18 protein-coding genes are annotated in these 17,660 nt (G+C 65.1%); 7 read left to right on the top strand and 11 right to left on the bottom strand.

All coding sequences use genetic code 11. The features are described from left to right. Positions 1-3: 3 nt before the first annotated feature. The gene (gene rnd, locus L5876_RS02770) at positions 4-1,155 is read left to right on the top strand and encodes a ribonuclease D (protein ID WP_236954556.1); all 1,152 of its coding nucleotides are present in this window, start codon (positions 4-6) and stop codon (positions 1,153-1,155) included. 24 nt (positions 1,156-1,179) lie between these two features. Here the strand turns inward: rnd and L5876_RS02765 are convergent, their stop codons facing one another. Genes L5876_RS02765 through L5876_RS02750 form a run of 4 tightly spaced genes read right to left on the bottom strand, consistent with a single transcriptional unit; the run spans position 1,180 to position 6,650 of the window. After that, the gene (locus L5876_RS02765) at positions 1,180-2,682 is read right to left on the bottom strand and encodes a Ppx/GppA family phosphatase (RefSeq protein ID WP_236954555.1); all 1,503 of its coding nucleotides are present in this window, start codon (positions 2,680-2,682) and stop codon (positions 1,180-1,182) included. Then, the gene (locus tag L5876_RS02760; protein WP_236954582.1) at positions 2,679-4,895 is read right to left on the bottom strand and encodes an RNA degradosome polyphosphate kinase; all 2,217 of its coding nucleotides are present in this window, start codon (positions 4,893-4,895) and stop codon (positions 2,679-2,681) included. The genes L5876_RS02765 and L5876_RS02760 overlap by 4 nt, the downstream gene beginning before the upstream one ends. Continuing rightward, entirely contained in the window at positions 4,895-5,587 is a 693-nt protein-coding gene (locus L5876_RS02755) for a hypothetical protein (RefSeq protein WP_236954554.1), read from the bottom strand. Before L5876_RS02755 ends, L5876_RS02760 begins: the two co-directional genes overlap by 1 nt. 22 nt (positions 5,588-5,609) lie before the next feature. Then, positions 5,610-6,650 (bottom strand): DUF2066 domain-containing protein, encoded by a 1,041-nt coding sequence (locus L5876_RS02750; protein WP_236954553.1) that lies wholly within the window; start codon positions 6,648-6,650, stop codon positions 5,610-5,612. 113 nt (positions 6,651-6,763) lie between these two features. Here L5876_RS02750 and purM point away from each other — a divergent pair, with 113 nt between their 5' ends. Genes purM through arfB form a run of 3 tightly spaced genes read left to right on the top strand, consistent with a single transcriptional unit; the run spans position 6,764 to position 8,869 of the window. After that, positions 6,764-7,792, top strand: coding sequence for a phosphoribosylformylglycinamidine cyclo-ligase (gene purM / locus L5876_RS02745; RefSeq protein ID WP_236954552.1), 1,029 nt, complete (start codon positions 6,764-6,766; stop codon positions 7,790-7,792). A gap of 4 nt (positions 7,793-7,796) precedes the next feature. Beyond that, on the top strand, positions 7,797-8,438 hold the full coding sequence (purN, locus tag L5876_RS02740; protein WP_236954551.1) for a phosphoribosylglycinamide formyltransferase: 642 nt from the start codon (positions 7,797-7,799) through the stop codon (positions 8,436-8,438). 11 nt (positions 8,439-8,449) lie between these two features. Next, the gene (gene arfB, locus L5876_RS02735) at positions 8,450-8,869 is read left to right on the top strand and encodes an alternative ribosome rescue aminoacyl-tRNA hydrolase ArfB (protein ID WP_236954550.1); all 420 of its coding nucleotides are present in this window, start codon (positions 8,450-8,452) and stop codon (positions 8,867-8,869) included. On the opposite strand, the gene L5876_RS02730 is transcribed toward arfB, so the two are convergent. The 3 genes from L5876_RS02730 to L5876_RS02720 form a co-directional block, all read right to left on the bottom strand. Beyond that, a complete protein-coding gene (locus L5876_RS02730) occupies positions 8,866-9,192 on the bottom strand; it encodes a YkvA family protein (RefSeq protein WP_236954549.1) in 327 nt (108 codons plus the stop codon). The genes arfB and L5876_RS02730 overlap by 4 nt on opposite strands. Positions 9,193-9,251: 59 nt before the next feature. Continuing rightward, positions 9,252-10,262, bottom strand: a complete 1,011-nt coding sequence (locus L5876_RS02725; RefSeq protein ID WP_236954548.1) for an adenosine deaminase — start codon at positions 10,260-10,262, stop codon at positions 9,252-9,254. Between the two features lie 92 nt (positions 10,263-10,354). Next, positions 10,355-11,119, bottom strand: a complete 765-nt coding sequence (locus L5876_RS02720) for a DUF2268 domain-containing putative Zn-dependent protease (protein WP_236954547.1) — start codon at positions 11,117-11,119, stop codon at positions 10,355-10,357. A 138-nt stretch (positions 11,120-11,257) separates the two neighbouring features. On the opposite strand from L5876_RS02720, the gene L5876_RS02715 reads away from it, so the two are divergent. Continuing rightward, the gene (locus L5876_RS02715; protein WP_236954546.1) at positions 11,258-12,010 is read left to right on the top strand and encodes a class I SAM-dependent methyltransferase; all 753 of its coding nucleotides are present in this window, start codon (positions 11,258-11,260) and stop codon (positions 12,008-12,010) included. Positions 12,011-12,074: 64 nt separating this feature from the next. Here the strand turns inward: L5876_RS02715 and ndk are convergent, their stop codons facing one another. Continuing rightward, positions 12,075-12,497, bottom strand: coding sequence for a nucleoside-diphosphate kinase (ndk, locus tag L5876_RS02710; RefSeq protein ID WP_236954545.1), 423 nt, complete (start codon positions 12,495-12,497; stop codon positions 12,075-12,077). A 99-nt stretch (positions 12,498-12,596) separates the two neighbouring features. Here ndk and L5876_RS02705 point away from each other — a divergent pair, with 99 nt between their 5' ends. Both L5876_RS02705 and L5876_RS02700 read left to right on the top strand, forming a co-directional pair. Further along, positions 12,597-14,480, top strand: a complete 1,884-nt coding sequence (locus tag L5876_RS02705; protein WP_236954544.1) for an ABC-F family ATP-binding cassette domain-containing protein — start codon at positions 12,597-12,599, stop codon at positions 14,478-14,480. 2 nt (positions 14,481-14,482) lie between these two features. Then, on the top strand, positions 14,483-15,262 hold the full coding sequence (locus tag L5876_RS02700) for a hypothetical protein (RefSeq protein WP_236954543.1): 780 nt from the start codon (positions 14,483-14,485) through the stop codon (positions 15,260-15,262). On the opposite strand, the gene L5876_RS02695 is transcribed toward L5876_RS02700, so the two are convergent. The 3 genes from L5876_RS02695 to L5876_RS02685 all read right to left on the bottom strand — a co-directional run bounded on the left by L5876_RS02695 (position 15,259) and on the right by L5876_RS02685 (position 17,606). After that, a complete protein-coding gene (locus tag L5876_RS02695; RefSeq protein ID WP_236954542.1) occupies positions 15,259-15,555 on the bottom strand; it encodes an I78 family peptidase inhibitor in 297 nt (98 codons plus the stop codon). The two genes, L5876_RS02700 and L5876_RS02695, sit on opposite strands and share 4 nt — an antisense overlap. 113 nt (positions 15,556-15,668) lie before the next feature. After that, positions 15,669-16,121, bottom strand: coding sequence for a DNA polymerase III subunit chi (locus tag L5876_RS02690; RefSeq protein ID WP_236954541.1), 453 nt, complete (start codon positions 16,119-16,121; stop codon positions 15,669-15,671). A gap of 6 nt (positions 16,122-16,127) precedes the next feature. Then, entirely contained in the window at positions 16,128-17,606 is a 1,479-nt protein-coding gene (locus L5876_RS02685) for a leucyl aminopeptidase (protein WP_369281005.1), read from the bottom strand. Positions 17,607-17,660 lie beyond the last annotated feature (54 nt).

Below are 17,660 nucleotides of genomic sequence, written 5' to 3'. Positions count from 1 at the left end.
CCCATGAATGTGATCACAAAGACCCAGGACCTGGCGGAAGCCTGCGCTGCGCTGCGGCAGTGCGAATTCGTCGCCATCGACACAGAATTCATGCGGGAAAGCACCTATTGGCCGATCCTGTGCCTGATCCAGGCGGCGGGCGGCGAGACCGAGGTGCTGATCGACCCGATGGCCGACGGGATTGATCTTGAGCCCTTCTTCGCGCTTCTGCGCGACGAGAGCGTGGTGAAGGTCTTCCATGCCGCGCGGCAGGACCTCGAAATCTTCTATCACAAGGGCCAGGGGCTGATCCCGACGCCGATGTTCGACAGCCAGGTCGCTGCCATGGCGCTCGGCCTCGGCGACAGCGTCGCCTACGACAATCTCGTGCGCATGGTGCTGAAGCGGAATGTCGAGAAAGGCGCGCGCTTTACCGACTGGGCGCGCCGGCCGCTGTCCGACCACCAGCTGGGCTATGCCCTCGCCGACGTCACGCATCTGCGCGACATGTATCCGATCCTGCGCGACCGGCTGGCGTCGAAGGATCGCCTGTCCTGGGTCGCGGAGGAGATGGGTATTCTGTCCAATCCGGACACGTACGCGCTCAATCCCGACGACCAGTGGAAGCGGCTGAAGCTGCGCAAGATGACGCCGAAATGGCTCGCAGCTTTGAAGGCTGTCGCCGCCTGGCGCGAGCACGAGGCCCAGACGCGCGACATGCCGCGCCAGCGCGTGATCAAGGACGAGGGCCTCTACGAGATCGCGCACGCCGCACCGACCTCGCCGGAGCAGCTGTCGCAACTGCGGTCCATCCCGCGCGGTTTCGAACGCTCCAAGCCGGCCGAGCGTTTGCTGGAGGCGTTAAAGATCGCGCTGAGCGATCCGAAGAAACACGCGCCGAGCGTGACGCCGCCGGAACCGCCCCCTGCCGGGGCCGGTCCGACAACCGAACTTCTGAAAGTGCTCCTGAAGCTGGTGGCCGACGATATCGGCGTCGCTCCGCGCCTGATCGCAACCGTGCCGGACCTCGAAGCCATCGCGGCGAAGGATGATGCAGACGTGGCGGCGATGCAGGGCTGGCGGCGCGAGGTGTTCGGGGATACCGCACTGAAGCTGAAACGCGGCAAGATCGCGCTGCTTCTGGAAAACGGAAAAGTCGCCGCGCGCGACGTGTAATTTCCGGTTCGAAGCCGAAACGCGTCAGCCGGTTTCGGCGATCTGAGGCCTTCTCTCGACGGCTTCGGCGAATTGCTCGAAGCGCGAGGCGGCCCGTTCGATCACCAGTTCGCGTTCGCGTGCGGGGGTTTCGAGCCGGAGCGATCCGTTCTCCACGACGAGCGAGAAACGCGACAGCAAGTCCTCCGACCGGCCGGACAGGGCCGCGCCCAGCCGCATGCCGAGCCCGAGTGCGACCGCCCCGGCCCGCTGATCTTCGCTCAGAAGCGCATCGAAAATGCGCGTGTCTGCGGGCGGCTTCTTTCCGGCATAACGGTGATGAATCGCCAGCGCCAGAAAGGCCCGCTCGGCATGCGCCACCCCTGCGAAGGGGGCGTAAAGCACCAGTTCGCGTGACAAGTTGGCCTTATGATCGGGGTGGAAGCGTGCGCCGAGATCGGCCAGCCGGCAGGCCGCAGAGCGAACCAGTGGACCTCGCTCGCCGAGGATTTCCGCCTTCGCCGCGAAGACCGGCTCCAGCCATTCACCGAGCGCGCGGCCGAATTCCGGGGCCGGGGCGGCTGGCGAAGCCAGAGCGTCGGCTCCGGCGATGAGCGGATCGTCGGCCTGCAGCTGCTTCGACAGGTGATCGAAGACGACGCCTTCGCGCAGGCCATAGGCGGAAAATACGACGCGTTTGAACTTCCCCAGCTTCATGAGCCGTTTCAGCAAGAGGCCGGCATAGGCCAGCTGATCGGCGCGCTTTCCGGAGACGCCCTGAACGCCGGACATCGAAGCCGATGAAGTCGAGGCCGCAAAGTCGGCGATCTTGGCCGCATCCTTCTGGTTCAGTTCATACTGATGCAGGACGCGCAGCGGGTGATCGAGCGTTTCCATCGCCAGATGCGCCAATGCGCGCCAGGCTCCGCCGACGGCATAGAGCGTCTTGCCCTGCTCGCGCAGCATGGCGATGGATTCGTCCAACCCCTCGTCGACAAAGTTCTTCATCGTCTTGCGATCGGTATCGAGCCCGTCCGGAAGGGCCAATGGTCCGAGCGGCAGGCTGATCCCTTCGGATGTCTTGCGATCCGAAATCGGGGTCAGCTCGACGCTCGATCCGCCGAGGTCACCGGCCACGCCGTCCGCATCCGGAATACCGGCAAGAACGCCGAGTGCCGAAAGGCGGGCTTCCTCCTCACCGGTGATGACGTTGATCGAGATGCCGCTTTCCTCGCGGACGCGTTCGACGAAATCCGGACCATCCTCGGCGGCGCGGACCGCCGCCGTGGCCACGGCATAACGTTCCTTCACCTTGCGGGCATCGAGCAGCGCGGCGAAGCGTTTCAGAGCGCGGGCGGCGGTTTCGACGCCCTCCTCGCTCAGACGCCCGGTCTTGCCCATGCCCCGTCCGAGACCGGCGGAAACCTTCTCGTTGAAGATCGGCCACAACGCCCGTCCCTCGAGCCGGAAGAGCACCAGACGCACCGAGTTCGAGCCGACGTCGATGACGGCGATGTCGCGGTCGCTTCGGCTTCCGAAAAGGCTCAAAGGCGCGGTCCCGAATACGGCAGCGTGGCGGGCTGGTCGTTCTTCAGTGCCTGTCCGCGGCCCGACAGGCTGGGATTGGTCATGAACCAGGCGTGGGCGTTGAACGGCTTGGCGCGGCGGGCCGTATCAACCCGCTCATACTCGCCGGTCGGCTGCATATACCAGGACTGGGCCTCGTCATTGAGGTTGGCGACCATGATCTGGTCGAGGATCTGGCGGTGCACGGTCGGGTTCTGGATCGGGCAGAGCACTTCGACGCGTCGATCGAGATTGCGCGGCATCCAGTCCGCCGAAGAGATGAAGACCCTGGCCCGTTCGCTCGGCATCTCGCCGCCATTCGCAAAGCAGACGATACGCGAATGTTCGAGGAAGCGGCCGACGATGCTCTTCACCCGGATATTGTCCGACAGGCCCGGCACGCCGGGACGCAGGCAACAGATGCCGCGGATTACGAGCTCGATCCGCACACCGGCCTGGCTGGCGCGGTAAAGCGCGTCGATGATGGCCGGGTGGACGAGTGAATTCATCTTCGCCCAGACTGCCGCGGGTCTTCCGGCCTTCGCGTTTTCGATCTCCTGCTCGATATGCTGCAGGATCAGTCCCTTCATGTCGCCCGGCGAGGTCGAGAGGCGCTCCATGTCCTCGGGACGCGCGTAGCCGGTGACGTAGTTGAAGAAGCGCCCCGCATCCCGGCCGAAGGCCGGATCGGCGGTGAACAACGACAGGTCGGTGTAAATCTTCGCGGTGATCGGGTGGTAATTGCCCGTGCCGAAATGCGCATAGGTGCGCAGGTCGCCGCCCTCGCGGCGGACGGCCAGCGAGACCTTGGCGTGGGTCTTATACTCGATGAAGCCGTAGACGACCTGCACGCCCGCGCGTTCGAGATCACGCGCCCATTTCAGGTTCGCTTCCTCGTCGAACCGGGCTTTCAGTTCGACGACGGCGGTGACGTTCTTGCCCGCCTCGGCGGCTTCGATCAGCGCCGCGACGATGGGGGAGTTCTTCGAGGTCCGGTAAAGCGTCTGCTTGATCGCGACGACGTCCGGATCGGCGGCCGCCTGGCGCAGGAACTGAACGACGACGTCGAAGCTCTCATACGGGTGATGGACGATGATGTCCTTCGCCCGGATCGCCGCGAAACAATCCCCGCCGTGATCGCGGATGCGTTCGGGGAAGCGGGGCTCATAGGGCTCGAACAGCAGGTCGGGCCGATCGTCGGGGATCAGTTGGCTGAGTTGCGCCAGGCCAAGAATGCCTTCCACGACGAGCACGTCGGAAAGATCGGCTTTCAGGTGCTGGGCGATGAAGCGTTTCAGTTCGACCGGCATTTCCGCCGAGACTTTCAAGCGAACCAGCACGCCGCGGCGGCGCTGCTTCAGCAATTGCTCGAATTCGCGAACAAGGTCCTCGGCCTCTTCCTCGATCTCGATATCGCTGTCCCGCAGGATGCGGAATGTCCCCTTCCCTTCGAGCGTGTAGCCGGGGAAGAGCGTGTCTAGGAAGAGGATCAATACGGTCTCGAGCGCCACGAAACGCTTGATCGGCTTGCCGGCCTTGTTGCGGCGGCGCACCGGCAGCTCGACGAAGCGCCGCACGCCTGTGGGTAGCGGAATCAGCGCCGTCATCGGCTTGCGGTCGGCATTGCGCCGGAGGTTCAGCGCCAGCGCGAAGCCCAGATTGGGGATGAAGGGAAAGGGGTGCGCCGGGTCAATCGCCAGCGGCGTGATCACCGGCAGGATGTGTTCAAGAAAGTCGGAGCGCAGCCAGTCCCGGTCCGTCTTCGAAATCTGGTCGGCTTCAAGCAGTTTCACGCCCGCACGGGCCATTTCGCGGCGGACCTGGCGCCAGCGCGTCAGCTGCTCGTCCATCAGCTCGCCAGCGAACTGGTTGATGCGTGCCAACTGCTCCGCAGGGGTCAGGCCGTCGATCGAAGGGCTGGTCACGCCGTTGCGCACCTGCGCGCGCAGGCCGGCGACGCGGACCATGTAGAATTCGTCGAGATTGCTCGCGGAGATCGACAGGAAGCGCAGGCGCTCGAGGATCGGATGTTGCTTGTTGGATGCCTCTTCCAGCACGCGCATGTTGAACTGCAGCCAGCTGAGTTCGCGGTTGAGGAAGCGGTCAGGCGAATTCAGCAGCGCGGCCCCGGCATCGCTGTTCGATGCGGCGGCGCCCGGCACTGTGTTCGCGGTCTGACCGTCCATGCTTTCCATCACTCGTCCAGATTATCCGACTCGCCTGTTTCCGACAGGTCTTTCAGAACCTGACGCACCACCGCCCGCGTGACCGGTGTGCGCCGCCCGAGCGCCACGAGGTCCAGCGTCGCCACCAGCCGCCGCGCGGAATCGATCGAGCGTTCCATGCGCGGCAGGAGGTAGTCTATCAGGCCGGGCGTGACAGGACTTTGCCGGTCGCGGAAGAGTTTCTGCAGCACCTGCCGCAAGAGCGCATCGTCCGGCTCGGTCAGTTCCGCCACCGGCACCGCCGCGAGCCGGGAGCGCAGATCCGGCGTGTTGACCGGCCAGGTGGACGGCGCGCTGCGCGCGGTCAGCAAAAGGCCGGGCAAGGCATCCTGGCCTGCGCGATTGATCAGGTGGAACAGGCCATCCTCGTCGACACCCCGGTCGGCATTCTCGACCACCACAGGCGTCTCGGGGCTCAGCGCGTCCAGCGTCTCACCGATCCGCCGCGCGTCGATCTGCACCGCGCCCGTGCGATCCTGCCAGATGCGCGCGAGATGGGTCTTGCCGCTGCCGGCCGGGCCGATCAGCGCCAGGGCATGACCGGGCCAGGCCTGCCAGTTTTCCAGCGCGGCGCGCGCATCCGCATTGCACGGGCTGGCGACGAAACCCGCAGCGTTGAATTCGTCTCGCGGCCCGAAACCGAGCGCCAGTTGTTCACTCATGGCATTGGCCGTCCGGCAGGTGTCAGCGCGGGGTCACCGTCAGCCCCATATCGGGGTCCTGACCAAGTACGGCACCGCGCGCATCCAGTTCGCGGCGCAGCTGTTCGGCGCTGCCGCGATAGGTCAGCGTCATCATCGCGCCGGTCGACGTGACCGCATCGAGGCGCGCATTGGAGATCAGCGAGGCCCCGGTGAGCGCGGTCTGGAGGCGGCTCCACTGTTCGAGGGAATTGTAGAGCACGGTGACGCGGATCTCCGCAGCCGAACCGCCGCGCACCACGACCTGGCGCTTCCAGGCGTCTTCCAGCTGGTCGATCACGCGCGCTGCCGCGCCATTGTATCCGCCGGAGGAACCGGAGACCGGGGTCGTGGCGACGACTTCGCCGCGCTCGAATTCGAAGATATTGCCGTTGAAGCTGACGCCGCCCTCGCCGCCGCTGGCGACAATCACGGCGACGGACTGGACGCCGAAGGCCTGGGCGATGTCGTGCAGTGCCTGCGTGTCGTAATTCGCCGCGGTCTGCGCGTCGATGAACATGCGGCCCGCATCGCCTTCCGGCGCGCGGATGGGGGTCAGGGCATGGATGAAGCCCCCTTCGCGCCATGCCTCCATCCACGGATTGCCGCCCCACAGGAGGAGGCCATCGCCCGTGCGCAGCACCGGCAGGATCAGGGTTTCGCGCGCCTGTGCGTCGACGAAGGGCACGCCGGCACCATTGAGGAAGTCGCGCACCTCGCGCGCCGAGAAATTCACCGTCAGCTCGCCGAGATAGCGCGTGGCGCTGCGCTGTTCGTCGGTCACCTGCAGGCCGGTGATCAGGGAGGCCGCGGTTTCCGCGCCGATCGGCGGCAGATTCCCCCGGTCTTCCGGCAGGGTCAGGCGATTGATCAGGACGCGGGTCGCTGCGACCTGGCCTTCGCGCATCGCGACGGTCTGGGCTTCGAGCGCGTTGGCGGCCGAGGCGTCGATCTCGACCCCGGTCACGGTGAAAGGCGTATCCGCGCGCGCTGAACCGGCGAAGGCGGTGATGACAAGTGCCAGAACGGCGAGAAGGATGCGCACGGAAAAGACTCCTGTCGGCAGGGCTGACTTGCGACTATACCCGCCCTGCGGCATGGGTGAAGCCCGTGCCTGACCTATTCGGTGCATACACGCAAGCCTGAGCCGGACCCGATATGAGCGAATCGAAGAGCAATTCCCTGACCTATGCCGATGCCGGCGTCGATATCGATGCGGGCGACGCGCTGGTCGACCGGATCAAACCGCATGCCGCCTCGACAAGGCGCCCCGGCGCGGATGCGGCGCTCGGGGGTTTTGGCGGGGCGTTCGATCTGAAGGCCGCCGGCTTCACCGATCCTGTGCTGATCTCCGGCACGGACGGCGTGGGCACCAAGCTGCGCATCGCGATCGACACCGGCCGGCTCGACACGATCGGCATTGATCTCGTCGCCATGTGCGTGAATGACGTGCTGGCGCAGGGCGCGGAGCCGCTCTTCTTCCTCGACTATTTCGCCACCGGAAAGCTCGATCCGGCGCGCGGCGAGCAGATCGTGTCCGGCGTTGCCGAGGGCTGCCGCCAGTCCGGCTGCGCCCTGATCGGCGGGGAAACCGCGGAAATGCCGGGCATGTATTCCGGCGATGACTTCGACCTCGCCGGTTTCGTCGTCGGCGCGGCGGAACGCGATGCCCTGCTGCCCAAGCACGAGACGATGCAGGACGGCGATGTGCTGATCGCCCTGCCCTCGTCCGGGCCGCACTCCAACGGCTATTCGCTGATCCGCAAGATTGTCGGCCTGTCGGGTCTCGGCTGGGACGCGCCCGCGCCGTTCGATCCGTCGCAGACGCTGGGCGACGCGCTGCTGGCGCCGACGCGGATCTATGTGAAGGCGCTGATGCCGGTGATCCGCTCGGGCCGGATCAAGGGCCTCGCCCACATCACGGGCGGCGGTCTCGTGGAAAATCCGCCGCGCATGACGCCGGATCACCTCAAGCCCGTCATCGACTATTCCAGCTGGACACGTCCGGCCGTGTTCGACTGGCTGGCGAAGACGGGCGGCGTCGAGGACAGCGAAATGGCGCGCGCCTTCAATTGCGGGATCGGCATGGTGCTCGCGGTCGCCGCGGACGATGCCGATGGCGTCATCGCGGACCTCGAAGCCGCGGGCGAAACTGCCTTCGTGTGCGGGGCGTTGAAGTCGGCGTAGAACGATGGCCAGAACCAAGCTCGCCATACTGATCTCCGGACGCGGCTCGAACATGCAGGCGCTGATCGACGCCTGCGCGCAACCCGGCTTCCCGGCCGAGATCGCGCTTGTCCTGTCGAACCGTCCCGATGCGGGGGGGCTCGACCGCGCCAGGGAAGCCGGCCTGCCGACCGCCGTCGTCGACCATGCGGGATACGAGACGCGCGAAGCCTTCGAAGCGGTGATGAGCGATTTGATCGAGGCCGCCGGTGCGCAGCTGGTCTGTCTCGCCGGCTTCATGCGCCTTTTGACCGCCGATTTCGTCAATCACTGGCGCGACCGGCTGATCAATATCCATCCGTCGCTGCTGCCTGCCTTTCCGGGCCTGCACACGCATGAGCGCGCGATCGAGGCGGGCGTGAAGCTGCATGGCTGCACGGTGCATTTCGTCCGTGCTGAAATGGACAATGGCCCGATCATCGGCCAGGCGGCCGTGCCGGTGCTCAGCGGTGACACGCCGGACGCGCTCGCGACTCGCGTCCTCGCGGCGGAGCACAAGCTCTACCCGGCCTGCGTGAAGCTCGTCGCATCGGGCAAGGCGCGGGTGCGCGGCGACATCGTGAAGACGGACGCGAAGGTCGACGGGCTGCTGATCAATCCGGCCTGAGGGGCGGAGCGATGCGCGTCACCGACACACTCTTCATCGACGAGAGCGAGCTGGAGGAACGGCACATCCGCGCCTCGGGTCCGGGCGGGCAGCACGTCAACAAGGCCTCGACGGCGATCCAGCTGCGCTTCGACGCGATGAACTCCCCGGCCCTGCCTGATGTCGTGAAGTCGCGCCTGCGCCGCCTCGCCGGGTCGCGCATGACGAAGGACGGCGTGATCGTGATCGAGGCCGGCAATGCCCGGTCCCAGGAGCGCAACCGGCAGGATGCCCGCGACCGGCTGGCCCAGCTGATCGAACGTGCGACGCACGCCCCGAAGCCGAGGAAAAAGACGCGGCCGTCGATCTCGTCGGTGCGCAAGCGGAAGGCGGCCAAGGCGCAGCAGGGCCGGAAGAAGGCGCTGCGGCAGGCGCCCAAGGTGGAGGATTAGGCCGCCTCGTCGAGCCCTTCGGACTGGTCCTCGACCTTGTCCCATCGCGAGCCGATCGCCGCCAGCGTGGCGGCGATCAGGCTGGCGTCATCGATGAAACCGGCGACCGGGATGAGGTCGGCGACCGCATCAGTCGGCAGGATCAGATAGCCGAGCGAGGACACCGCCATCAGCTTGACCCAACGCGGCGTGTCCGGGCTTTTCATCATGCGGTAGAGGCGCTGCGCCGACGCGACGAGATCGCTGACGCCGCGCATCTTTCCCATGCGGCCCATTTTCCCGCGATAGGCATCGTCGGAGTAGTGACGCGAGTGGTCGGTCATCGGCCTTCCCTTCCCGAAAATCCAGTCAGGGCAGAGTCTATCGGCGATTGTGGCGGCTTTCAGCCCGCCACTGCGGCGTCGATTTCCTTGAGGCGGCGCTCGATCTCGGCGGGTTCCAGGAAGCTGCCGCGGAAGCTGTTTCGCGCCAGTTCGACGATGTCGTCAGCGGTGAGGCCGACGGCCTCGGCGGTGCGGACATAATTGTCGTTCACATAGCCGCCGAAATAGGCCGGATCGTCGGAATTGCAGGTCGCGCGCAGGCCCAGATCGAGCATGCGCTTCATCGGATGGTCTTCCAGCCGCTCCACGCCGCACAGGCGCAGATTGGAGAGCGGGCAAACGGTCAGCGTCATCTTTTCGGCCACCAGCCGGTCAACCAGCGCAGTGTCCTCGAGCGACCGGTTGCCGTGGTCGAGCCGGTTGACCTTCAGGAGGTCGAGCGCCTCATAGACATAGTCCGGCGGGCCTTCCTCGCCGGCATGGGCGACGCGCTTGAGGCCCAGTTCGCCCGCCTTGGCGAAGACGCGCGCGAATTTCGACGGCGGATGCCCCATCTCCGAGGAATCGAGGCCGACGCCATCGATCCGGTCCAGATGCGGCATCGCCTGCTGAAGTGTCTCGAAAGCGGCCTCTTCGGACAAGTGGCGCAGGAAGCACAGGATCAGCTTGTGGGTCATGCCCCACTCTGCCTCGGCGTCATCAAGGGCGCGCGTGATCCCGTCAATCACGGTTTTGAAGGCAATGCCCCGGTCTGTATGGCCCTGCGGGTCGAAGAAGACCTCCACATGGCGGACATTGTCGGCATGGACGCGCTCCAGATAGGCGCGGGTCAGGTCGTAGAAGTCCTCAACGGTCTGCAGCACGTTCATCCCGACATAATAGATATCGAGGAAGTCCTGCAGGTTGGAGAATTCGTAGGCCGCGCGGATCTCCTCGACCGAGGCATAGGGGATGGCGATGCCGTTGCGCTGGGCCAGGTCGAACATCAATTCGGGTTCCAGCGAGCCTTCGAGATGCAGGTGAAGCTCGGCCTTGGGCAGGCGGGCAACCAGCGCGGCGATGTCGGTCATGGGGTGCTCCGGGAATCCGGCGGACATGCGTCCACCAACCAAACGATGGTTAGACCCGACACGCCCCGGTTTCGCAAATCGAAAACCGGACTTCACTCTACCCGCGGTTCAAATCCTGCCATCTGCCAGATCTCGTCAGGTGAGCGTTCGGCCATCTCCAGAAGCGTGAGGCCGGTGTTGGCCATCGCCTGACGCACCAGCCAGGTGCCGGTGCGGTAGCCGATCGCCTCGCGCCCGTCGGGGTGGTCGAACATCCATTCCCAATAATTGGCGTTTAGCGGCAGGTCGCGGATTTCGAGCGCCCACGCTTCCGGGTCATCGGGCACGGCGCCGGACGCGTCCGCCTGCCCGGTCATTTCCTCGGAGAAGACGACGGCGAGGCCTTCATTGATTGCGGCAATGTGGATGCCGGGACCGAAGGCGTTGTCCTCGATCGTCCAGCCGCGCGCGAGATGGTGAAGCTCGTGATAGAAATTGCGGGCGAGATTGGCCTCGACCGCTGCCAGCGCGCCATCGGGATAGGTGACCGAGACCTCGATCACGATCACGCCGGGGCGCTGCGCGCGGCCGGTGACGCCGCCGATCGCATCGACGGCGGAGCGGTCGATCGCCTGCACCTCGACCGTCACGGCCCCCAGATCGGGATAGAGCGCGACGACGTCGGCATAGGTGGCATCGAGGATGGCGGACAGGGCCGACCGGACGTCTTCGTCCAGCGATCCGGCTTCGGTCGGAGCGAAGGTCACGTCGAGCCCGAAGGCGGTCACGGCTTCGACCTCGGCCTTCACGGCCGGAGCGGTCGCACCGGCGGGCGCGATGATCAGAATTGAAGCGGCCAGAAGAAGGGCGGCACGCATGGGCAGTCTCCCGTGTCGGACGCCCCCCGGCGTTCCTGCGTCACGGGACGCATGATGAAGCCTATGTAGCGACGGATCGCGTCCGGGTAAGCGGGAAAACCGTGGCGCCTGTCCCCGTACTGTGCTGAAAATCGTCGCATGGATGATCTTCAACTCCTCATCGATTTGCATCTGGACGGCAGCCGCCAGGGACCGGGCAGCGAGGCCGTCACCCGGCAGGCCATCACTCTGTCCGGGCTGGAGCCCTCGTCCGATCTGCGGATCGCCGATATCGGCTGCGGAACCGGAGCCTCCGCGCTGGTGCTTGCGCACGATCTGGGTGCGCATGTGACGGCGGTCGACTTCCTGCCGGACTTCCTTGAGCGCCTGAACGCGGCCGCGAATATTGCGGGCCTCGGCGATCGGATCGAAACGCTCGAAGCCTCGATGGAGGCCCTGCCCTTCGAGGCGGGGCAGTTCGATGCCTTCTGGGCCGAAGGCGCGATCTACAATATCGGCTTCGAAGCCGGAGCGGCCGCCTGGAAGCGCTATCTGAAACCCGGCGGCGTTCTCGCCGTGTCCGAGCTGACCTGGCTGACGCACGACCGTCCGGCCGAGCTGCAGGCGCACTGGGATGCGCAATATCCCGAAGTCGATACCGCGTCAGCGAAGATGGCCGTTCTCGAACGGCTGGGCTATGCGCCGGTGGGGTATTTCGTCCTGCCGGACTCCGCCTGGCTCGACCACTACTACCGCCCGATGCAGCAGCGCTTTTCCGGGTTTCTCGATCGCCATGCGAACAGCGAGGCGGCGATGGCGATCGTCGCGGCGGAAGAGACGGAGATATCGCTCTACGAACGTTATCGCGACTTCGTCAGCTACGGCTTCTACATCGCCCGCCGGGTGGACTGACCGCGCAGAACAAAAGGCCCGGCGTCACCGCCGGGCCTTTCGAATATCAGGGCTGGTCCGAAAATCAGCCGACGATTTCGAGATCGGAGAAGAAGTATTTGATCTCCTGAGCCGCGGTTTCCGGTGCGTCGGAACCGTGGACCGAGTTCGCCTCGATGGATTCGGCGAAGGTCTTGCGGATCGTGCCTTCGGCGGCGTTTTCCGGGTTCGTGGCGCCCATGACTTCGCGGTATTTCGCGATGGCGTTCTCACCTTCGAGCACCTGGACCACGACCGGGCCGGAGATCATGAAGGAGACGAGATCGTTGAAGAAGGGACGCTCGCTGTGCACGGCGTAGAAGCCTTCAGCTGCGGCCTTCGACAGGCGGACGCGCTTCTGGGCCACGATGCGCAGGCCGGCGGCCTCGATCATCGCATTGATCTTGCCGGTCAGATTACGCGCGGTCGCGTCGGGTTTGATGATCGAGAAGGTGCGTTCGAGCGCCATCTTTGAAAACTCCATTGCTGTCGGGGAGGACGGTTGAATTCGCGGCGGCTTATAGCGGCGCTTTTTCGCCCTGTGAAGCCGTGCTAGTCGGCGCCGGCCATGCTGCACGTCAACGACCTCACCTTCCGCATGGAAGGCCGCATCCTGATCGACCAGACCAGCTTCCACCTGCCCGCCAAGGGCAAGATGGGGCTGGTCGGGCGCAATGGCTGCGGCAAGTCCACGCTGTTCCGCCTCGTGAAGGGCGATCTGTCGCCGGAATCGGGCGATGTGCGCGTGCGCCCGGGCGCCAGTATCGGCAGTGTCGACCAGGAAGCGCCCGGTGGACCCGAAACGCTGATGCAGGTCGTGCTGGCCGCCGACAGGGAGCGGACCGCCCTCCTCGCCGAGGCGGAGACGGCGACGGATCCCCACCGCATTGCTGAAATCCAGACGCGGCTGGCCGATATCGACGCGCACAGCGCGGAAGCCCGCGCGGGCTCGATCCTCAACGGTCTGGGCTTCACCGCCGCCGAGCAGCAGCGCCCGTGCAGCGAATTCTCCGGCGGCTGGCGGATGCGCGTCGCGCTCGCCGCCGTGCTGTTCGCACGGCCGGACCTCTTGCTGCTCGACGAGCCGACCAACTATCTCGACCTGGAAGGCGCGGTCTGGCTCGAGACCTATCTGAAGCACTATCCCGGCACGGTCCTTCTGATCAGCCACGACCGTGACCTGCTCAATGGCGCGGTCGACCGGATCGCCCATCTCAAGGGCGGCAAGGTCTCGATCTATGAAGGCGGGTATGACGATTTCGAGCGCCAGCTTGCCGAGCGCCAACGCCTGCAGATGAAGCTGAAGGCCAAGCAGGACGACGAACGCCGTCACCTGCAGGCCTTCATCGACCGCTTCAAGGCCAAGGCATCAAAGGCGAAACAGGCCCAGAGCCGCGTGAAGCGCCTCGAAAAGATGCAACCCGTCGCGACCATCATCGACGATCCGGTTGCGCCGTTCGACTTCCCCGCCCCGCAGCGCATCATGGCCCCGCCGTTGATGCGGCTGGAAGGCACGGTGCTGGGCTATGGCGATAAGGTCGTTCTGCGCGACCTCAATCTGCGGATCGATCCCGACGACCGGATCGGCATTCTCGGGCGCAACGGGTCGGGCAAATCGACGCTGGCCAAGCTGCTGGCCGGCAAGCTGGAGCCGCTCGACGGATATTTCCGCAAACACAAGAAGACGCAGGTCGCCTATTTCGCGCAGCATCAGATGGATGCGCTGTCGCCGGACCATTCGGCCTACGACCATGTCGTCGAACGCATGCCCGACGCAACCGAGGCGCAGCGCCGTGCCCGCCTGGCGACGTTCGGCCTGCCGATCCATTTGCAGGAAACCCCGGCGAAGAAGCTGTCGGGCGGGGAGAAGGCGCGGCTCCTCTTCAACCTGATCGTCTTCGACGGGCCTCACCTGATCCTGATGGACGAGCCGACCAACCACCTCGACATGGACAGCCGCGCGGCGCTGATCGACGCAATCAATGCCTATCCAGGGGCGGTGATCCTGATCAGCCACGACCGGCACCTGATCGAAAGCTGCGCCGACCGGCTGTGGCTGTCGGAAGGCGGCACGGTCGAGCCCTATGACGGCGACATGGAGGAGTATCGCGCGCGCTTTTCCGGCCGGCCGGGCAAGGACGAGAACGGAAAACGCAAGGCGGCCCCTCCCGATGTGAAGACCGAGAAGCGCCGGGATGCCGCGACCAAGCGCGTGGCCCTGAAGCCGCTGAAGGCCGAAGCCGCGAGGTGGGAAAAGGAAATCGAGCGGCTGAAGGGAATCCTCGCCGTGATCGACAAGGGGCTGGCCGCGCCGGGCCTCTATCAGAAGGACCCGAAGACCGCGACCGAGCTTCAGATCAAGCGGGCGAAGGCCGAAGAACTGATCGAGGCGGCGGAGCTGAAATGGCTCGATGCCGCCGAAGCGCTGGAAGCCGCGGGGGCTGAGGACTAGCGATGTTCGGATCCAGCCGTCTTGTCGACCGGAATGTCGAAGCCTGGCTTCTCGACAGATTCGAGATGTTGCACGAGAAGCTCGGCCCCCAGAGACAGCTCAGCCGGACGCTGCTCGTTCTGCCCAGGCTCGGCAGTTTTTTCGTCGAAGGTGAGACCGACCGCGAGATGGCGGAATCGATTTTCCGCACGGTGGCCGAGTTCGCCGGTATGGCAGACTGGCATGTCGAGCTGGAGGGTTTCGAAAGCGCCGGCACGCAGCAGGTCAGTGAATATCACTTCCTGACCCCGCAAAAAGCGCAGGTGGCGGGCACGTTCTCGATCGAAGGCAATTCGGTTCTGATCCGGTATGACGTCGCGCTGGTGAAACAGCCGCAAAACCTGATCGCGACCTTCGCGCACGAACTGTCGCATTATCTTCTGGCGGGGTATCTGCCCGAGAGCTTTGAGGACGAAGACCACGAATTGCTGACCGATCTGACGGCAGTCTACATGGGTTTCGGCGTTTTCCTGGCCAATACGGCTTTTGAATTCGAAGGCAATCAGGGCTTTGCCGGAACAGGCTGGACCTCGCGCCGGATGGGATATCTGTCGGAGGACACGCTGCTGGCCGCGCTGGCCCTGTTCGTCCGGGCGAGCGGGTATGATCCCGAAGAAGTTCGTCAGCACCTCAAGTCAGGACTGGTGAAGCGCTTCGACAAGGGATTGAAGCAGATCGACCGTCTCGAGGTGGAACTCGTTGCTTTCAGAAAACGCGACGAAGCGTTCGCCGCGGGGCGTTAGCCACACACGACGCGTTCGACCCGGTCACCCGCATCCAGCCAGATCGTGGTGCGTTCGCCGCGGTATTCCATCGTCACCGCCATGCCATGCGGCACGATGCGGTGCGGTTGCGGCAGGGTCGAGGTATCGACTTCACCAATCCGCTGACCGACGAGATATTGCAGCTGGGGTGCGGCGCACTCGGCCATGACGGGATCAGGTTCCGGGGACGGGCCGACCATGCCGGTTTCCTGCGCGGTCGAGCAGGCGGCGACGATCCCGATAATCCCGACGGCGATAGCGCGCTGTTTCATGGTCGTCTCCCTTGCCCGATGTCCGGCGGCCTGTGTTCGGTGATTCAACACCTCGCGTTGGAGGAGGTTCCGCCAATCCGCCTGAACGCTGAATGAAATCGTTCGCCAGACGGCTATCCCTGCTTCTCCCACCGGCCTTCGATAGACTGCTTCCAGTAGGCGATCGAATGACCGTCCGCCTTGGCCTTCTTCCAGAGCGACCGGGCAGACTGAACCGCGCCCTCGTCAGCGGCGTCGAACACGACGCAGCAGCGGGCGAAGGCGTCCGGCCGCTCCGGTTCGACCCCGTCGAGCGCGAACAGGACGTCCGACTTGTTGGAGTTGTCTTCGTTCAGGGAAAGCAGGATGGGCTGGCGATCCGGGTCCGGCTCGTCCCACCGTCCGTGCGGCAGGAAACCATCATCCCGCGCCGTCCAGAGAAGACCGTCGATCTGGTCGATCCGGTCTTCGGACGGCGCCCGGACAAGGGCGCGCCAGCCCTTTTGAATCGTCTTTTCAAGGAGTTCTGGCAGCGCGTCGGCGAGCGTGGTCCGCTCGAGATGATAGAACCACAGCTCGCCGGGCATCGCTGATTACTTCTCGTAATTGTCCCGCACGAAACGGTCGAGCAGGCGCACGCCATAGCCGGTGCCGAAGGTCGGCAGGCGCGGATCCTTCGACCCCGCCCACATGCCGGTACCGGCGATGTCGATATGGCACCAGGGCTTGCCGTTCACATAGCGCTGGAGGAATTGCGCCGCGGTGATCGAGCCCGCGAGACGGCCTTCGCCGATATTCTTCATGTCGGCAACCGGGCTGTCGATCTGGCGGTCATATTCGGGACCGACCGGCAGACGCCAGACCTTTTCGTCGGAGGCGAGACCGGCCTTGGTGAGACCCTCGGCAATCTTGTCGTCGTTGGAGAAGATGCCGGCGTGCTCGTGGCCGAGCGCGATCAGGATCGCACCGGTGAGCGTGGCCAGGTCGATGATGAATTCCGGATCAAATTCCTTCTGCGTGTGCCACAGCGCGTCGGCCAGCACGAGGCGGCCTTCGGCGTCGGTGTTGAGGATTTCGATCGTCTGGCCCGACATCGAGGTGACGATGTCGCCCGGACGCTGCGCATTGCCGTCGGGCATGTTCTCGACGAGGCCGATCACGCCGATGGCGTTGACCTTCGCCTTGCGGCCGGCGAGCGCACGCATAAGGCCGACAACGGCGGCGGACCCGCCCATGTCGCCCTTCATCTCGTCCATGCCCTGACCCGGCTTCAGCGAGATGCCGCCGGAGTCGAAGCACACACCCTTGCCGACAAAGGCGAGCGGCTTGTCGCCCTTCTTGCCACCATTCCATTTCATGATGACAAGCTGGGATTCGAGCACCGAGCCCTGGCCGACGCCGAGCAGGGCATTCATGCCCAGCTTCTTCATTTCCTTTTCGCCGAGCACTTCGATCTCGAGGCCGAGATCGGCGAGGCCCTGGACCTTCTTGGCGTAGGCCGGCGGGGTCAGGACATTGGGCGGCTCGTTGACCAGGTCGCGGGCCAGGTCGACACCGTCGGCCACCGCGCCCCAGGACTTCCACGCCGCCTTGCCGGCCTTCTCGTCGTCGACGACGAGAGTCACATTCTTCAGCGAGGGCTTTTTCGAATCGTCGAGCTTGGTGCGGTAGGCGTCAAAGCGGTAGGCCGCCAGACGGCAGCCAAGACCGAAACGCGCGGCCATCTCCGCGTCGGCGACCGTCGTCAGGACGACGGCGAGATCGGTCTCACCACCGGTCAGCAGCGATTTCACGAGCGAGGCGCCGGCCTTTTCGAAGCCATTGCCATCAAGCTTGCCCTTGGCCCCGACGCCGAGCGCGATGATGCGGTTCGCATCGACACCGGCCGGAGCATAGATTTCCAGCGTTTCGCCAGCCTTGCCGGAGAAGCGCGAAGCCTTGATGGCGCGGGTGATCGCGCCGCCGGCCGCCTTGTCGACCGCCTTCGCGGCGTCGGACAGCGTCGACTTCTCGAAAACCGGAACCGCGAGGGAGCCGGTCGAGGGGTTCGCCGATGCGAACTTGATCTTCATCATGGAGCCTTTCTGTCTGCGGTGCGGCCAGCGCGAATGCGCGGCGCGGTAGGT

This window comes from Hyphobacterium sp. SN044, from assembly GCF_021864465.1.
GTDB lineage: Bacteria > Pseudomonadota > Alphaproteobacteria > Caulobacterales > Maricaulaceae > Hyphobacterium.
This window is presented reverse-complemented; position numbering and strand designations above follow the sequence as displayed.

Bases quoted from the DNA above. Each gene is read 5' to 3' on its own strand.
- L5876_RS02720 (WP_236954547.1), bottom strand. From the start codon at position 11,119: ATGCGTGCCGCCCTTCTTCTGGCCGCTTCAATTCTGATCATCGCGCCC.
- L5876_RS02725 (WP_236954548.1), bottom strand. From the start codon at position 10,262: ATGACCGACATCGCCGCGCTGGTTGCCCGCCTGCCCAAGGCCGAGCTT.
- rnd (WP_236954556.1), top strand. From the start codon at position 4: ATGAATGTGATCACAAAGACCCAGGACCTGGCGGAAGCCTGCGCTGCG.
- purN (WP_236954551.1), top strand. From the start codon at position 7,797: ATGGCCAGAACCAAGCTCGCCATACTGATCTCCGGACGCGGCTCGAAC.
- L5876_RS02685 (WP_369281005.1), bottom strand. From the start codon at position 17,606: ATGAAGATCAAGTTCGCATCGGCGAACCCCTCGACCGGCTCCCTCGCG.
- L5876_RS02760 (WP_236954582.1), bottom strand. From the start codon at position 4,895: ATGGAAAGCATGGACGGTCAGACCGCGAACACAGTGCCGGGCGCCGCC.
- L5876_RS02730 (WP_236954549.1), bottom strand. From the start codon at position 9,192: ATGACCGACCACTCGCGTCACTACTCCGACGATGCCTATCGCGGGAAA.
- ndk (WP_236954545.1), bottom strand. From the start codon at position 12,497: ATGGCGCTCGAACGCACCTTCTCGATCATCAAACCCGACGCGACCGCG.
- L5876_RS02755 (WP_236954554.1), bottom strand. From the start codon at position 5,587: ATGAGTGAACAACTGGCGCTCGGTTTCGGGCCGCGAGACGAATTCAAC.
- L5876_RS02690 (WP_236954541.1), bottom strand. From the start codon at position 16,121: ATGCCCGGCGAGCTGTGGTTCTATCATCTCGAGCGGACCACGCTCGCC.
- L5876_RS02700 (WP_236954543.1), top strand. From the start codon at position 14,483: ATGTTCGGATCCAGCCGTCTTGTCGACCGGAATGTCGAAGCCTGGCTT.
- L5876_RS02695 (WP_236954542.1), bottom strand. From the start codon at position 15,555: ATGAAACAGCGCGCTATCGCCGTCGGGATTATCGGGATCGTCGCCGCC.
- L5876_RS02715 (WP_236954546.1), top strand. From the start codon at position 11,258: ATGGATGATCTTCAACTCCTCATCGATTTGCATCTGGACGGCAGCCGC.
- purM (WP_236954552.1), top strand. From the start codon at position 6,764: ATGAGCGAATCGAAGAGCAATTCCCTGACCTATGCCGATGCCGGCGTC.
- L5876_RS02705 (WP_236954544.1), top strand. From the start codon at position 12,597: ATGCTGCACGTCAACGACCTCACCTTCCGCATGGAAGGCCGCATCCTG.
- arfB (WP_236954550.1), top strand. From the start codon at position 8,450: ATGCGCGTCACCGACACACTCTTCATCGACGAGAGCGAGCTGGAGGAA.